This is a genomic window from Streptococcus sp. 3613 (genome assembly GCF_013277375.1).
Lineage (GTDB): Bacteria > Bacillota > Bacilli > Lactobacillales > Streptococcaceae > Streptococcus > Streptococcus pseudopneumoniae.
In genome coordinates this window covers 1-12714 of record NZ_VMMV01000005.1, presented here as the reverse complement: position 1 = coordinate 12714, position 12714 = coordinate 1, and the positions used below count along the sequence as shown (strand labels likewise).

The following is a 12714-nucleotide window of genomic DNA, read 5'->3' as shown; positions in this document are numbered from 1 at the left end:
AGAGTTGGGAAACCAGCTCTTTTTTGAAAACAAATCTTCATTTTGAAAATCATCAAAAAAATGGTATAATGGTAGGAAAAGATTCGGCTAATACTCAATGAAAATCAGAGAGCAAACTAGGAAGCTAGTTGCAGGTTGCTCAAAGCACTGCTTTGAGGTTGTGGATAAAACTGACGAAGTCAGCTCAAAACACGGTTTTGAGGTTGTAGATGAAACTGACGAAGTCAGTAACCATACATACGGTAAGGCGAAGCTGACGTGGTTTGAAGAGATTTTCGAAGAGTATAAAAGTAATAGTGCTTTTAGAATAAGAGGGTAAGCAACCCTATAATCAAGATAAACAAAGCTTTCGGAGGAAAAATGAGTAATATCAGTTTAACAACACTTGGTGGTGTACGTGAAAACGGGAAAAATATGTATATCGCTGAAATCAATGGGTCTATTTTCGTTTTGGATGCAGGTCTAAAATATCCTGAAAATGAACAACTAGGGGTGGATGTGGTCATTCCCAATATGGACTACCTTTTTGAAAATAGCGACCGTATCGCTGGGGTCTTCTTGACTCACGGTCATGCGGATGCCATTGGTGCTCTGCCTTATCTCTTGGCTGAAGCCAAGGTACCTGTATTCGGCTCTGAGTTGACCATTGAGTTGGCAAAACTCTTTGTCAAGGGAAATGACACAGTTAAGAAATTCAATGATTTCCATGTTATCGATGAGGATACGGAGATTGATTTTGGAGGGACAGTGGTGTCCTTCTTCCGTACGACCCACTCTATCCCAGAGAGTCTGGGTGTTGTCTTGAAGACAGCTGAGGGTAGTATCGTTTATACAGGTGACTTCAAATTTGACCAGACAGCTAGTGAATCTTATGCGACAGACTTTGCTCGTTTGGCGGAAATCGGTCGTGACGGAGTTCTAGCTCTGCTCAGTGATTCAGCCAATGCGGACAGCAATATCCAAGTGGCTAGCGAAAGTGAAGTTGGGGATGAAATCACTCAAACCATTTCTGATTGGGAGGGACGTATCATCGTTGCAGCGGTAGCTAGCAACCTTTCTCGTATCCAGCAGGTGTTTGACGCTGCGGATGCAACAGGCCGCCGTGTGGTCTTGACAGGATTCGATATTGAAAATATCGTCCGTACTGCTATTCGCCTTAAGAAATTGTCTCTAGCTAACGAGAGTCTTTTGATTAAGCCAAAAGATATGTCTCGCTTTGAAGACCATGAGTTGATTATCCTTGAGACAGGTCGTATGGGTGAGCCAATCAACGGTCTTCGCAAGATGTCAATTGGTCGTCACCGTTATGTGGAAATCAAGGACGGTGACTTGGTCTATATCGTAACGACTCCATCTATCGCCAAAGAAGCGGTCATGGCGCGTGTGGAAAACATGATTTACCAAGCTGGCGGTGTTGTCAAATTGATCACCCAAAGCTTACGTGTGTCAGGACATGGAAATGCGCGTGATTTGCAGTTGATGATCAATCTCTTGCAACCCAAGTATCTCTTCCCGATTCAAGGGGAATACCGTGAGTTGGATGCCCATGCTAAGGCTGCTATGGCAGTTGGGATGTTGCCAGAACGCATTTTCATCCCTAAAAAGGGAACCAGCATGGCTTATGAGAATGGAGACTTTGTCCCAGCTGGTGCGGTTTCGGCAGGGGATGTCTTGATTGACGGAAATGCTATCGGTGATGTTGGTAATGTAGTCCTTCGTGACCGTAAGGTCTTGTCAGAGGACGGTATTTTCATCGTCGCAATCACCGTTAACCGTCGTGAGAAGAAAATTGTGGCCAAGTCCCGTGTTCACACGCGTGGATTTGTTTATCTCAAGAAGAGTCGCGATATTCTCCGTGAAAGTTCAGAATTGATTAACAAAACGGTAGAAGACTATCTGCAAGGAGATGACTTTGACTGGGCAGATCTTAAAGGCAAGGTTCGGGATAATCTGACCAAGTATCTCTTTGATCAAACTAAGCGTCGTCCAGCTATTCTACCAGTAGTCATGGAAGCAAAATAATCATTGAAATAAGTAAAGATAAAGTCTAGTTTCGGCTTTTTCTTATCGGAAAATAGAAGGAGAAAATCATGGCAGTAATGAAAATCGAGTATTACTCACAAGTTTTGGATATGGAGTGGGGAGTGAATGTCCTCTACCCTGATGCCAATCGAGTGGAAGAACCAGAGTGTGAAGATATTCCCGTCTTGTACCTCTTGCACGGGATGTCTGGCAATCATAATAGTTGGCTCAAGCGGACCAATGTAGAACGCTTGCTTCGAGCTACTAATCTCATTGTTGTTATGCCTAATACCAGCAACGGTTGGTACACCGATACCCAATATGGTTTTGACTACTACACGGCTCTAGCAGAGGAATTGCCACAGGTTTTGAAACGCTTCTTCCCTAATATGACCAGTAAGCGTGAAAAGACCTTTATCGCTGGTCTCTCCATGGGAGGCTACGGCTGTTTCAAATTGGCTCTTGCGACAAATCGTTTTTCTCATGCAGCTAGTTTTTCAGGTGCTCTCAGCTTTCAAGATTTTTCTCCTGAGAGCCAAAATCTGGGAAGTCCAGCCTACTGGAGAGGTGTTTTTGGAGAGATTAGAGACTGGACAACTAGTCCCTATTCTCTTGAAAGTCTGGCTAAAAAATCGGATAAAAATACCAAACTTTGGGCGTGGTGTGGCGAACAGGATTTCTTGTATGAAGCCAATAATCTAGCAGTGAAAAATCTCAAAAAATTAGGTTTTGATGTGACCTATAGCCATAGCGCTGGAACTCACGAGTGGTATTATTGGGAAAAACAATTGGAACGGTTTCTAGCAACCCTGCCAATCGATTTCAAATTAGAAGAGAGATTGAGTTAGTTTTTTATAAATGAACCACTATCTATAGTTATTCTTGGCTTCAAAACAATGATGGAAGTCTGTTTTCACTAGACTTTTCAAACGAAATTCAAACGAAAGTAGTAGAATAGTAATAAGATATTGGAGGAAAGAGAGTAGGAAATGTACCGTTATCAAATTGGCATTCCCACATTAGAATATGATCAGTTTGTCAAAGAACATGAATTAGCCAATGTATTACAAAGTAGTGCTTGGGAAGAAGTGAAGTCTGATTGGCAACATGAGAAGTTTGGTGTTTACAGGGAAGAAAAATTACTGGCGACAGCTAGTATTTTGATTAGAACTCTTCCGTTAGGCTATAAAATGTTTTACGTCCCAAGAGGACCTATATTGGATTATGGAGATACAGAACTCTTGAGTTTTGTCATTCAGTCCATTAAGTCTTATGCTCGTAGCAAGAGAGCTATTTTTGTGACTTTTGACCCAAGTATTTGCCTGTCTCAAAGTTTAATTAATCAGGAAAAAACAGAATTTCCTGAAAATCTGGCTATTATTGATAGTTTGCAACAAATGGGAGTAAGGTGGTCAGGAAAAACAGAGGAAATGGGAGACACCATTCAACCTCGTATTCAGGTGAAAATATACAAGGAAAATTTTGAAGAAGATAAACTTTCCAAGTCAACAAAACAGGCTATTCGAACAGCACGGAATAAGGGGGTAGAGATTCAATTTGGTGGAACTGAATTATTGGACTCTTTTTCCTTTTTGATGAAAAAAACCGAGAAGCGGAAAGAGATTCATTTGAGGAATGAAGCCTATTATAAAAAGTTGTTAGATAATTTTAAGGACAAGGCCTACATCACCTTGGCAACCTTGGATGTCTCTAAACGTTCGCAAGAATTAGAAGAACAGTTAGCGAAAAACAGAGCCTTGGAAGAGACCTTTACTGATTCGACTCGAACTTCAAAAGTAGAAGCGCAGAAGAAGGAAAAAGAACGTTTGTTAGAGGAATTGACTTTCCTGCAGGAATATATGGATGCAGGTCAAGCAAGAGTTCCCTTAGCGGCTACCTTGACTTTAGAATTCGGACAAACTTCTGTCAATCTATACGCAGGAATGGATGAAGATTTTAGACGTTATAAAGCTCCTATTTTGACCTGGTATGAGACAGCTCGATATTCCTTTGAACGTGGCATTTTATGGCAAAATTTAGGAGGCGTCGAGAATGCTTTAGATGGTGGACTCTATCGTTTTAAAGCTAATTTTAATCCAACGATCGAAGAATACTTGGGTGAATTTACAATTCCTACCCATCCTCTCTATCCTCTGTTAAGACTTGCTCTTGATTTCCGTAAAACATTAAGAAAAAAACATAGAAAGTAAGTATATGGCACTAACTACACTCACGAAAGAAGAGTTTCGTACTTATTCTGATCAGGTTTCTTCTCGTTCCTTTATGCAATCTGTTCAGATGGGGGACTTGTTAGAAAAAAGAGGGGCTCGAATTGTTTATCTTGCTTTGAAACAAGGAGGAGAGATTCAAGTTGCAGCTCTGGTTTATAGCTTGCCCATGCTGGGTGGTCTGCATATGGAGATCAATTCGGGGCCGATTTATACCCAACAAGATGCTCTTCCAGTTTTTTATGCGGAGTTAAAAGAATATGCCAAGCAAAATGGTGTATTAGAGCTGCTTGTAAAACCTTATGAAACTTATCAAACTTTTGATAGCCAAGGTAATCCAATAGATGCTGAGAAAAAAAGTGTCATTCAAGGTTTAACTGATTTAGGTTATCAATTTGATGGATTGACAAGAGGTTACCCAGGTGGAGAACCAGATTGGTTATACTATAAAGATTTAACTGAATTAACTGAAAAGAGTTTGCTTAAAAGTTTTAGCAAAAAGGGTAAACCCTTGGTGAAAAAGGCTGAAACCTTTGGCATTCGGTTGAAAAAGTTAAAACGTGAAGAACTATCGATTTTTAAGAATATCACAAAAGAAACCTCTGAACGTAGAGAATATAGTGATAAAAGTTTAGAATATTATGAGCATTTTTATGATACTTTTGGAGAACAAGCGGAGTTTCTCATAGCAAGCTTAAATTTTTCGGACTATATGAGCAAATTGCAAGGTGAACAAAGTAAACTAGAAGAAAACTTGAACAAGTTGCGACTTGATTTGAGTAAAAATCCTCATTCTGAGAAAAAACAAAATCAACTGAGAGAATATTCTAGTCAATTTGAAACGTTTGAAGTTCGAAAAGCAGAAGCGCGAGACTTGATTGAAAAATATGGAGAAGAAGATATTGTTTTAGCTGGGAGTTTATTTGTTTATATGCCTCAGGAAACGACTTATCTCTTTAGTGGTTCCTACACTGAGTTTAATAAGTTCTATGCCCCTGCACTGCTTCAAAAATATGTTATGTTGGAAAGCATAAAACGTGGAATACCTAAATACAATTTCCTAGGCATTCAAGGGATTTTTGATGGAAGTGATGGTGTTTTGCGTTTTAAACAGAATTTTAATGGCTATATTGTACGCAAAGCAGGTACTTTCCGTTACCATCCATCACCTTTAAAATGCAAAGCTATCCAGTTGCTCAAAAAAATAGTAGGACGTTAAGATGAAAAAGCCAGTATTTAGCTTTCTTTCAGCTTGTTTTAGTAAAATACTCTTTATTTGCTAGAAAAGTGGAGAGACATGCGCTGGCTTTTTCGTTTGATAGGGGCTTTCTTTTCTTTTGTGTGGCGTTTGTTTTGGCGTCTGGTTTGGATAGTTGTGCTCTTATGTGTGCTTGCTTTCGGACTTCTCTGGTATCTGAACGGGGATTTTCAAGGAGCGCTAAAGCAAGCAGGACGGTCAGTAAAAATTGGTCAACAGAGTATTGACCAATGGGAGAAAACAGGGCAACTGCCTAAGTTAAGCCAGACAGATAGTTACCAGCATTCTGAAGGAAGGTGGCCACAGGCCTCTGCTCGTATTTACCTGGATCCGCAGATGGATTCACGCTTTCAAGAGGCTTATGTAGAAGCAATCCAGAACTGGAATCAAACTGGTGCTTTTAACTTTGAACTCGTGACTGAGTCTAGTAAGGCGGATATTACGGCTACGGAGATGAACGACGGAGGCACTCCTGTGGCAGGAGAGGCGGAAAGTCAAACTAATCTCTTAACAGGGCAATTCTTGTCCGTAACGGTGCGCTTGAATCATTATTATTTGTCCAATCCATACTATGGCTATTCCTATGAACGCCTTGTCCATACGGCAGAACATGAGTTAGGTTATGCGATTGGCTTGGACCATACAGATGAGAAGTCTGTCATGCAACCAGCAGGTTCTTTTTATGGTATCCAGGAAGAGGATGTTGAAAGACTTCGAAAATTATATGAGACCAATGAGTAGGGGACTATTTTTCCCTACTTTTTTGCTATAATGGAATTATGAACAACTTGATTAAATCAAAACTAGAGCTCTTGCCGACCAGCCCTGGTTGTTACATTCACAAGGATAAAAACGGCACCATTATCTATGTAGGAAAGGCTAAAAATCTGCGTAACCGCGTGCGGTCCTATTTCCGTGGAAGTCATGATACCAAAACAGAGGCTTTGGTGTCTGAAATTGTAGATTTTGAATTTATCGTTACGGAGTCTAATATTGAGGCACTTCTCCTAGAAATCAACCTGATTAAGGAAAATAAGCCTAAATACAATATCATGCTCAAGGATGACAAGTCCTATCCCTTCATCAAAATCACTAATGAGCGCTATCCACGCTTGATTATCACTCGTCAGGTCAAGAAGGACGGAGGTCTCTACTTTGGTCCCTATCCAGATGTGGGGGCGGCCAATGAAATCAAGCGACTACTGGATCGGATTTTCCCTTTTCGTAAGTGTACCAATCCACCGTCTAAGGTCTGTTTTTACTACCATATCGGCCAATGCATGAGCCACACCATCTGTAAGAAGGATGAGGACTATTTCAAGTCTATGGCTCAGGAGGTTTCTGATTTTCTGAAAGGCCAAGATGATAAAATCATTGATAACCTCAAGGGCAAAATGGCAGCGGCGGCTCAGACTATGGAGTTTGAACGTGCGGCGGAATACCGTGACCTGATTCAGGCTATTGGAACGCTTCGAACCAAGCAACGGGTCATGGCTAAGGATCTCCAAAATCGCGATGTCTTTGGCTACTATGTGGATAAGGGCTGGATGTGTGTGCAAGTTTTCTTTGTTCGTCAGGGCAAGCTCATCGAGCGCGATGTCAATCTATTCCCCTACTTCAATGATCCAGATGAGGATTTTTTGACCTATGTAGGACAATTCTATCAAGAAAAATCTCATCTAGTTCCCAATGAGGTACTGATTCCGCAGGATATTGACCAAGAAGCTGTCAAGGCTTTGGTGGATTCCAAGATTCTTAAGCCTCAACGTGGAGAGAAAAAGCAGCTGGTCAATTTAGCTATAAAAAATGCACGCGTTAGTCTGGAGCAGAAATTTAACCTGCTAGAAAAATCAGTCGAAAAGACCCAAGGAGCTATTGAAAATCTAGGACGTTTGCTCCAAATTCCGACTCCAGTTCGCATCGAGTCCTTCGATAATTCCAACATCATGGGGACTAGTCCTGTTTCAGCTATGGTGGTCTTTGTCAACGGCAAACCAAGTAAAAAAGATTATCGTAAGTATAAAATCAAGACTGTCGTTGGACCAGACGACTATGCCAGTATGCGTGAGGTTATTCGCAGACGTTATGGTCGAGTACAACGAGAAGGTTTGACTCCTCCAGATTTGATTGTCATTGATGGGGGACAAGGTCAAGTCAATATCGCCAAGCAAGTCATCCAAGAGGAACTGGGCTTGGATATTCCAATTGCAGGTCTGCAAAAGAATGATAAGCACCAAACCCATGAATTGCTCTTTGGAGATCCGCTGGAAGTGGTGGACTTGTCTCGCAATTCTCAGGAATTTTTCCTCCTCCAACGTATCCAAGATGAGGTGCACCGCTTTGCTATCACTTTCCATCGCCAACTGCGCTCCAAAAATTCCTTTTCATCACAATTGGATGGGATTGACGGTCTGGGACCTAAACGCAAGCAAAATCTCATGAGGCACTTCAAGTCTCTGACCAAAATCAAGGAAGCAAGTGTGGATGAGATTGTCGAAGTCGGTGTGCCTAGAGTCGTTGCAGAAGCTGTGCAGAGGAAGTTGAACTCGCAGGAAACAGAAACCTTGCCTCAAGTGGCAGAAGAAAGAGTAGATTATCAAACAGAAGGAGACCATCATGAACCATAAAATCGCAATTTTATCAGATATTCATGGCAATGCGACAGCCTTAGAAGCAGTGATTGCAGATGCTAAAACCCAAGGAGTCAGTGAATATTGGATTCTGGGAGATATTTTTCTACCTGGTCCAGGTGCAAATGACTTGGTCGCCCTGCTAAAGGACCTTCCTATCACAGCCAGTGTTCGAGGCAATTGGGATGATTGTGTCCTTGAGGTCTTGGATGGGCAATACGGTTTGGAACATCCAAAAGAAATCCAGCTCATGCGATTGACCCAGTTTTTGATGGAGCGAATGGATCCTGCAACGATTGTCTGGCTACGAAGCTTGCCTTTGCTGGAAAAGAAAGAAATTGACGGATTGCGCTTTTCTATCTCTCATAATTTACCTGACAAAAACTATGGTGGTGACTTGCTAGTTGAGAATGATACAGAGAAATTTGACCAACTCCTAGATGAGGAAACCGACGTGGCAGTCTATGGTCATGTCCACAAGCAGTTGCTTCGTTACGGCAGTCAAGGGCAACAAATCATCAATCCAGGGTCGATTGGCATGCCCTATTTTAATTGGGATGCGTTAAAAAATCACCGTGCCCAGTATGCCGTGATAGAAATTGAAGATGGGGAATTGGTAAATATCCTATTTCGTAAAGTTGCTTATGACTACGAAGCGGAGTTGGAATTGGCTAAGTCTCAGGGGCTTCCCTTTATCGAAATGTATGAAGAACTACGTCGTGAAGATAACTATCAGGGACACAATCTGGAATTATTAGCAAGCTTAATAGAAAAGCATGGGTATGTAGAAGATGTGAAGAATTTTTTTGATTTTTTGTAAGAGTTTCCTAAAATAACCAATGCAAATTAAAAACGATTGGCTCGTCCAATCGCTTTTAGTATATCTTATTGTAACTGAGATTGATCTGGGAGATAAGAACCACCTAGATAGGTATTGCTGAGTTTTTCGAGTGTTCCGTCTTGGTAGAGTTCTTTGAGTGCTTTATCAAATTGTTCTTTAAACTCTTTTTGGTCGCTTGAGAAAACAATATAATTGTTGGGGCTATCGACAGAAGGTAAATCAACAACTGAGAGATCTAGGTCGCGGTCCTTGATGATCTTTTGAACGGATACCTTGTCAAAGACTAGGAAATCAAATTCACCGTTAGCAAGGTCTAGGATTCGTTTACCGATATCTTCACCAGAAAAATCGATAGTAGCAGGATTGTCAGTGTGTTTCTGATTCCAGTTATTGATGAATTGAGCGTTTGAAGTTCCGGTATCCTCTTGCGTTGTTTTGCCAGCAATTTGATCAAGAGAAGTCAAAGGATTTTTCTTGTTGCTAACAAGGACGAGGGGATTGTTGGAAATCGGAAGCGAGTATAGGTATTTTTCAGCACGCTCTTTTGTGTAACTCAAGTTATTGGCAGCTGCTTGATAGTGACCAGAATCAAGTCCAGGGAAGATACTTTCCCAGGCAGTTCTTTGGAATTGAATCTCGTAGTCGCTGAGTTTTTCATCCACTGCTTTTAGAACTTCGATATCGAAGCCTGTCAGATTTCCCTTGTCTTCGTAGTCAAATGGCGGCACGTCGCCAGCTGTAGCAAGGACGATTGTCTTTTGAGCGCTAGTCTCTTTGGGTGTAGCTTGATTCCCACAGGCAACCAAAAATGGTAGGATAGCTAGTAATAGGCTAAATTTTTTCATACTGTCTCCATTCAAATGTAAAGTACTTGCTAGTTTATCAGAAATGTTCCTGATAAACCAATATATATCTTTTATGTCTGTGATAGAAAAACTTAATCATGAAAAATCCCTGCAAGCTCTTTCAAATTATGGTAGAATGGAAGCAGTAGAATTAGAAAAGGAAATCGATTATGAAATTTCTTGAATTAAATAAAAAACGTCATGCGACTAAGCATTTCACTGATAAGCCAGTTGATCCAAAAGATGTGCGTACGGCTATCGAAATTGCAACCTTGGCACCAAGTGCCCACAACAGCCAGCCTTGGAAATTTGTGGTGGTACGTGAGAAAAATGCCGAACTAGCAAAATTGGCTTACGGTTCCAACTTTGAACAGGTATCATCAGCGCCTGTAACTATTGCCCTCTTTACGGATACAGACCTTGCCAAACGTGCTCGTAAGATTGCCCGAGTTGGTGGTGCTAACAATTTCTCAGAAGAACAACTTCAATACTTCATGAAAAATTTGCCAGCTGAATTTGCACGCTACAATGAACAACAAGTCAGCGACTACCTAGCCCTCAATGCAGGTTTGGTTGCTATGAACTTGGTTCTTGCTCTGACAGACCAAGGAATTGGATCTAACATTATCCTTGGTTTTGACAAATCAAAAGTTAATGAAGTTTTGGAAATTGAAGAACGTTTCCGGCCAGAACTCTTGATCACAGTGGGTTACACAGACGAGAAATTGGAACCAAGCTACCGCTTGCCAGTAGATGAAATCATCGAGAAAAGATAGAAAGAAGAAAAAATGACAGCAATTGATTTTACAGCAGAAGTAGAAAAACGCAAAGAAGACCTCTTGGCTGACTTGTTTAGCCTTTTGGAAATCAATTCAGAACGTGATGACAGCAAGGTTGATGCTGAACATCCATTTGGGCCTGGTCCAGTAAAAGCCTTGGAGAAATTCCTTGAAATCGCAGACCGTGATGGCTACCCAACTAAGAATGTCGATAACTACGCAGGACATTTTGAGTTTGGTGATGGAGAAGAAGTTCTCGGAATCTTTGCCCATATGGATGTGGTGCCTGCTGGTAGCGGTTGGGACACAGACCCTTACACACCAACTATCAAAGATGGTCGCCTTTATGCGCGTGGTGCTTCAGATGACAAGGGACCTACAACAGCTTGCTACTATGGTTTGAAAATCATCAAAGAATTGGGCCTTCCAACTTCTAAGAAAGTTCGCTTCATCGTTGGAACAGACGAAGAATCAGGCTGGGCAGACATGGACTACTACTTTGAGCACGTAGGACTTGCCAAACCAGATTTCGGTTTCTCACCAGATGCTGAATTTCCAATCATCAATGGTGAAAAAGGAAATATCACGGAATACCTCCACTTTGCAGGAGAAAATACAGGTGCTGCCCGTCTTCACAGCTTTACAGGTGGTTTACGTGAAAACATGGTACCAGAATCAGCAACAGCAGTCGTTTCAGGTGATTTAGCTGACTTGCAAGCTAAACTAGATGCCTTTGTTGCAGAACACAAACTTAGAGGAGAACTCCAAGAAGAAGCTGGCCAATACAAGGTGACGATCATTGGTAAATCAGCCCATGGTGCTATGCCTGCTTCAGGTGTCAATGGCGCAACTTACCTTGCCCTCTTCCTCAGCCAGTTTGGCTTTGCTGGTCCAGCCAAAGACTACCTTGACATCGCAGGTAAAATTCTATTGAACGATCATGAGGGTGAAAATCTCAAGATTGCTCATGTGGATGAAAAGATGGGTGCTCTTTCTATGAATGCTGGCGTCTTCCGCTTCGATGAAACAAGTGCTGATAATACCATTGCCCTTAATATCCGCTATCCAAAAGGAACAAGTCCAGAACAAATCAAGTCAATCCTAGAAAACTTGCCAGTTGCTTCTGTCAGTCTATCAGAACATGGTCACACGCCTCACTATGTGCCAATGGAAGATCCACTTGTGCAAACCTTGTTGAATGTCTATGAAAAACAAACTGGCCTTAAAGGTCACGAGCAAGTTATCGGTGGTGGAACCTTTGGTCGCTTGTTAGAGCGCGGAGTTGCCTATGGTGCTATGTTCCCAGACTCAATTGACACCATGCACCAAGCCAATGAATTTATCGCTTTGGATGATCTCTTCCGAGCAGCAGCAATCTATGCCGAAGCTATTTATGAATTGATCAAATAAAACGATAGAAGTCTGAGATTGTATGCTTGGACTTCTTTTTGGAGGGAAAGTAGATGTCTCAAATTGAAAGAATCAAGCAGGCTATCATGGCGGATCCGCAGAATGCTAGCTATACAGAGCGTGGCATCGAGCCTCTTTTTGCAGCACCAAAGACTGCTCGCATCAATATCATCGGTCAAGCACCGGGGCTTAAAACACAGGAGGCAGGCCTTTACTGGAAGGATAAGAGTGGTGACCGCCTGAGAGACTGGCTAGGTGTGGATGAAGATGCCTTTTACAATTCAGGTTATTTTGCTGTTTTGCCTATGGATTTCTACTTTCCAGGGCATGGTAAGTCAGGCGACCTGCCACCGCGAACTGGTTTTGCTGAAAAATGGCATCCGCAGCTCTTGCAAGAATTACCAGATATTCAGTTAACCCTCTTGATTGGCCAATATGCCCAGGCCTACTATTTAAAGGAGAAAATCAGTGGCAAGGTAACAGAACGGGTAAAACATTATCAGAATTACTTGCCAACCTATTTTCCTCTAGTTCACCCCTCACCGCGAAATCAAATCTGGATGGCCAAAAATCCTTGGTTTGAGTCAGAAGTGGTGCCAGATTTGAAAAAAAGAATTAAAACTATTTTATAGTCAATGAAAATCAAAGAGCAAACTAGGAAGCTAGCCGCAGGTTGCTCAAAGTACAGCTTTGAGGTTGCA

The 12714-nt window shown here is 41.7% G+C and carries 12 protein-coding genes; 11 read left to right on the top strand and 1 reads right to left on the bottom strand.

Translation table 11 applies throughout. From position 1 onward, the window contains the following. The first annotated feature begins 97 nt into the window (after positions 1-97). From HT708_RS11645 to HT708_RS00680, 8 genes are all read left to right on the top strand, one after another. Positions 98-319, top strand: coding sequence for a hypothetical protein (locus HT708_RS11645; protein WP_050260983.1), 222 nt, complete (start codon positions 98-100; stop codon positions 317-319). Between the two features lie 41 nt (positions 320-360). Continuing rightward, positions 361-2022, top strand: a complete 1662-nt coding sequence (locus HT708_RS00710) for a ribonuclease J (RefSeq protein ID WP_172925868.1) — start codon at positions 361-363, stop codon at positions 2020-2022. Between the two features lie 68 nt (positions 2023-2090). Further along, positions 2091-2870 carry an alpha/beta hydrolase family protein gene (locus HT708_RS00705; protein WP_050260986.1) on the top strand — a complete coding sequence of 260 codons (780 nt, stop codon included), beginning with the start codon at positions 2091-2093 and terminating at the stop codon, positions 2868-2870. A gap of 141 nt (positions 2871-3011) precedes the next feature. Beyond that, positions 3012-4232 carry an aminoacyltransferase gene (locus HT708_RS00700; RefSeq protein ID WP_172922830.1) on the top strand — a complete coding sequence of 407 codons (1221 nt, stop codon included), beginning with the start codon at positions 3012-3014 and terminating at the stop codon, positions 4230-4232. Positions 4233-4236: 4 nt separating this feature from the next. Beyond that, entirely contained in the window at positions 4237-5469 is a 1233-nt protein-coding gene (gene murN / locus HT708_RS00695; protein ID WP_050302864.1) for a peptidoglycan bridge formation alanyltransferase MurN, read from the top strand. Positions 5470-5547: 78 nt separating this feature from the next. Next, complete coding sequence (locus tag HT708_RS00690) at positions 5548-6249, top strand: M57 family metalloprotease (protein WP_172925867.1); 702 nt, start codon at positions 5548-5550, stop codon at positions 6247-6249. A gap of 38 nt (positions 6250-6287) precedes the next feature. Continuing rightward, positions 6288-8135 (top strand): excinuclease ABC subunit UvrC, encoded by a 1848-nt coding sequence (gene uvrC / locus HT708_RS00685; protein WP_172925866.1) that lies wholly within the window; start codon positions 6288-6290, stop codon positions 8133-8135. After that, the gene (locus tag HT708_RS00680) at positions 8125-8958 is read left to right on the top strand and encodes a metallophosphoesterase family protein (protein WP_023940925.1); all 834 of its coding nucleotides are present in this window, start codon (positions 8125-8127) and stop codon (positions 8956-8958) included. Before uvrC ends, HT708_RS00680 begins: the two co-directional genes overlap by 11 nt. Before the next feature lie 65 nt (positions 8959-9023). On the opposite strand, the gene HT708_RS00675 is transcribed toward HT708_RS00680, so the two are convergent. After that, positions 9024-9824, bottom strand: a complete 801-nt coding sequence (locus HT708_RS00675) for an amino acid ABC transporter substrate-binding protein (protein WP_023940924.1) — start codon at positions 9822-9824, stop codon at positions 9024-9026. A gap of 170 nt (positions 9825-9994) precedes the next feature. Between HT708_RS00675 and HT708_RS00670 the strand changes: the two genes are divergently transcribed. Genes HT708_RS00670 through HT708_RS00660 form a run of 3 tightly spaced genes read left to right on the top strand, consistent with a single transcriptional unit; the run spans position 9995 to position 12645 of the window. Next, on the top strand, positions 9995-10600 hold the full coding sequence (locus HT708_RS00670; RefSeq protein WP_023936577.1) for a nitroreductase family protein: 606 nt from the start codon (positions 9995-9997) through the stop codon (positions 10598-10600). A gap of 12 nt (positions 10601-10612) precedes the next feature. Then, positions 10613-12013: a dipeptidase PepV gene (gene pepV, locus HT708_RS00665; RefSeq protein ID WP_023939001.1), complete on the top strand. Its 1401-nt coding sequence runs from the start codon at positions 10613-10615 to the stop codon at positions 12011-12013. A 53-nt stretch (positions 12014-12066) separates the two neighbouring features. Beyond that, positions 12067-12645, top strand: a complete 579-nt coding sequence (locus HT708_RS00660; protein WP_172925865.1) for a uracil-DNA glycosylase family protein — start codon at positions 12067-12069, stop codon at positions 12643-12645. Positions 12646-12714: the final 69 nt, after the last annotated feature.

Coding starts and splice junctions, on each gene's coding strand:
- pepV (WP_023939001.1), top strand. CDS start 10,613: ATGACAGCAATTGATTTTACAGCAGAAGTAGAAAAACGCAAAGAAGAC.
- HT708_RS00705 (WP_050260986.1), top strand. CDS start 2,091: ATGGCAGTAATGAAAATCGAGTATTACTCACAAGTTTTGGATATGGAG.
- HT708_RS00680 (WP_023940925.1), top strand. CDS start 8,125: ATGAACCATAAAATCGCAATTTTATCAGATATTCATGGCAATGCGACA.
- HT708_RS00675 (WP_023940924.1), bottom strand. CDS start 9,824: ATGAAAAAATTTAGCCTATTACTAGCTATCCTACCATTTTTGGTTGCC.
- HT708_RS00660 (WP_172925865.1), top strand. CDS start 12,067: ATGTCTCAAATTGAAAGAATCAAGCAGGCTATCATGGCGGATCCGCAG.
- uvrC (WP_172925866.1), top strand. CDS start 6,288: ATGAACAACTTGATTAAATCAAAACTAGAGCTCTTGCCGACCAGCCCT.
- HT708_RS00710 (WP_172925868.1), top strand. CDS start 361: ATGAGTAATATCAGTTTAACAACACTTGGTGGTGTACGTGAAAACGGG.
- HT708_RS00670 (WP_023936577.1), top strand. CDS start 9,995: ATGAAATTTCTTGAATTAAATAAAAAACGTCATGCGACTAAGCATTTC.
- HT708_RS11645 (WP_050260983.1), top strand. CDS start 98: ATGAAAATCAGAGAGCAAACTAGGAAGCTAGTTGCAGGTTGCTCAAAG.
- HT708_RS00690 (WP_172925867.1), top strand. CDS start 5,548: ATGCGCTGGCTTTTTCGTTTGATAGGGGCTTTCTTTTCTTTTGTGTGG.
- HT708_RS00700 (WP_172922830.1), top strand. CDS start 3,012: ATGTACCGTTATCAAATTGGCATTCCCACATTAGAATATGATCAGTTT.
- murN (WP_050302864.1), top strand. CDS start 4,237: ATGGCACTAACTACACTCACGAAAGAAGAGTTTCGTACTTATTCTGAT.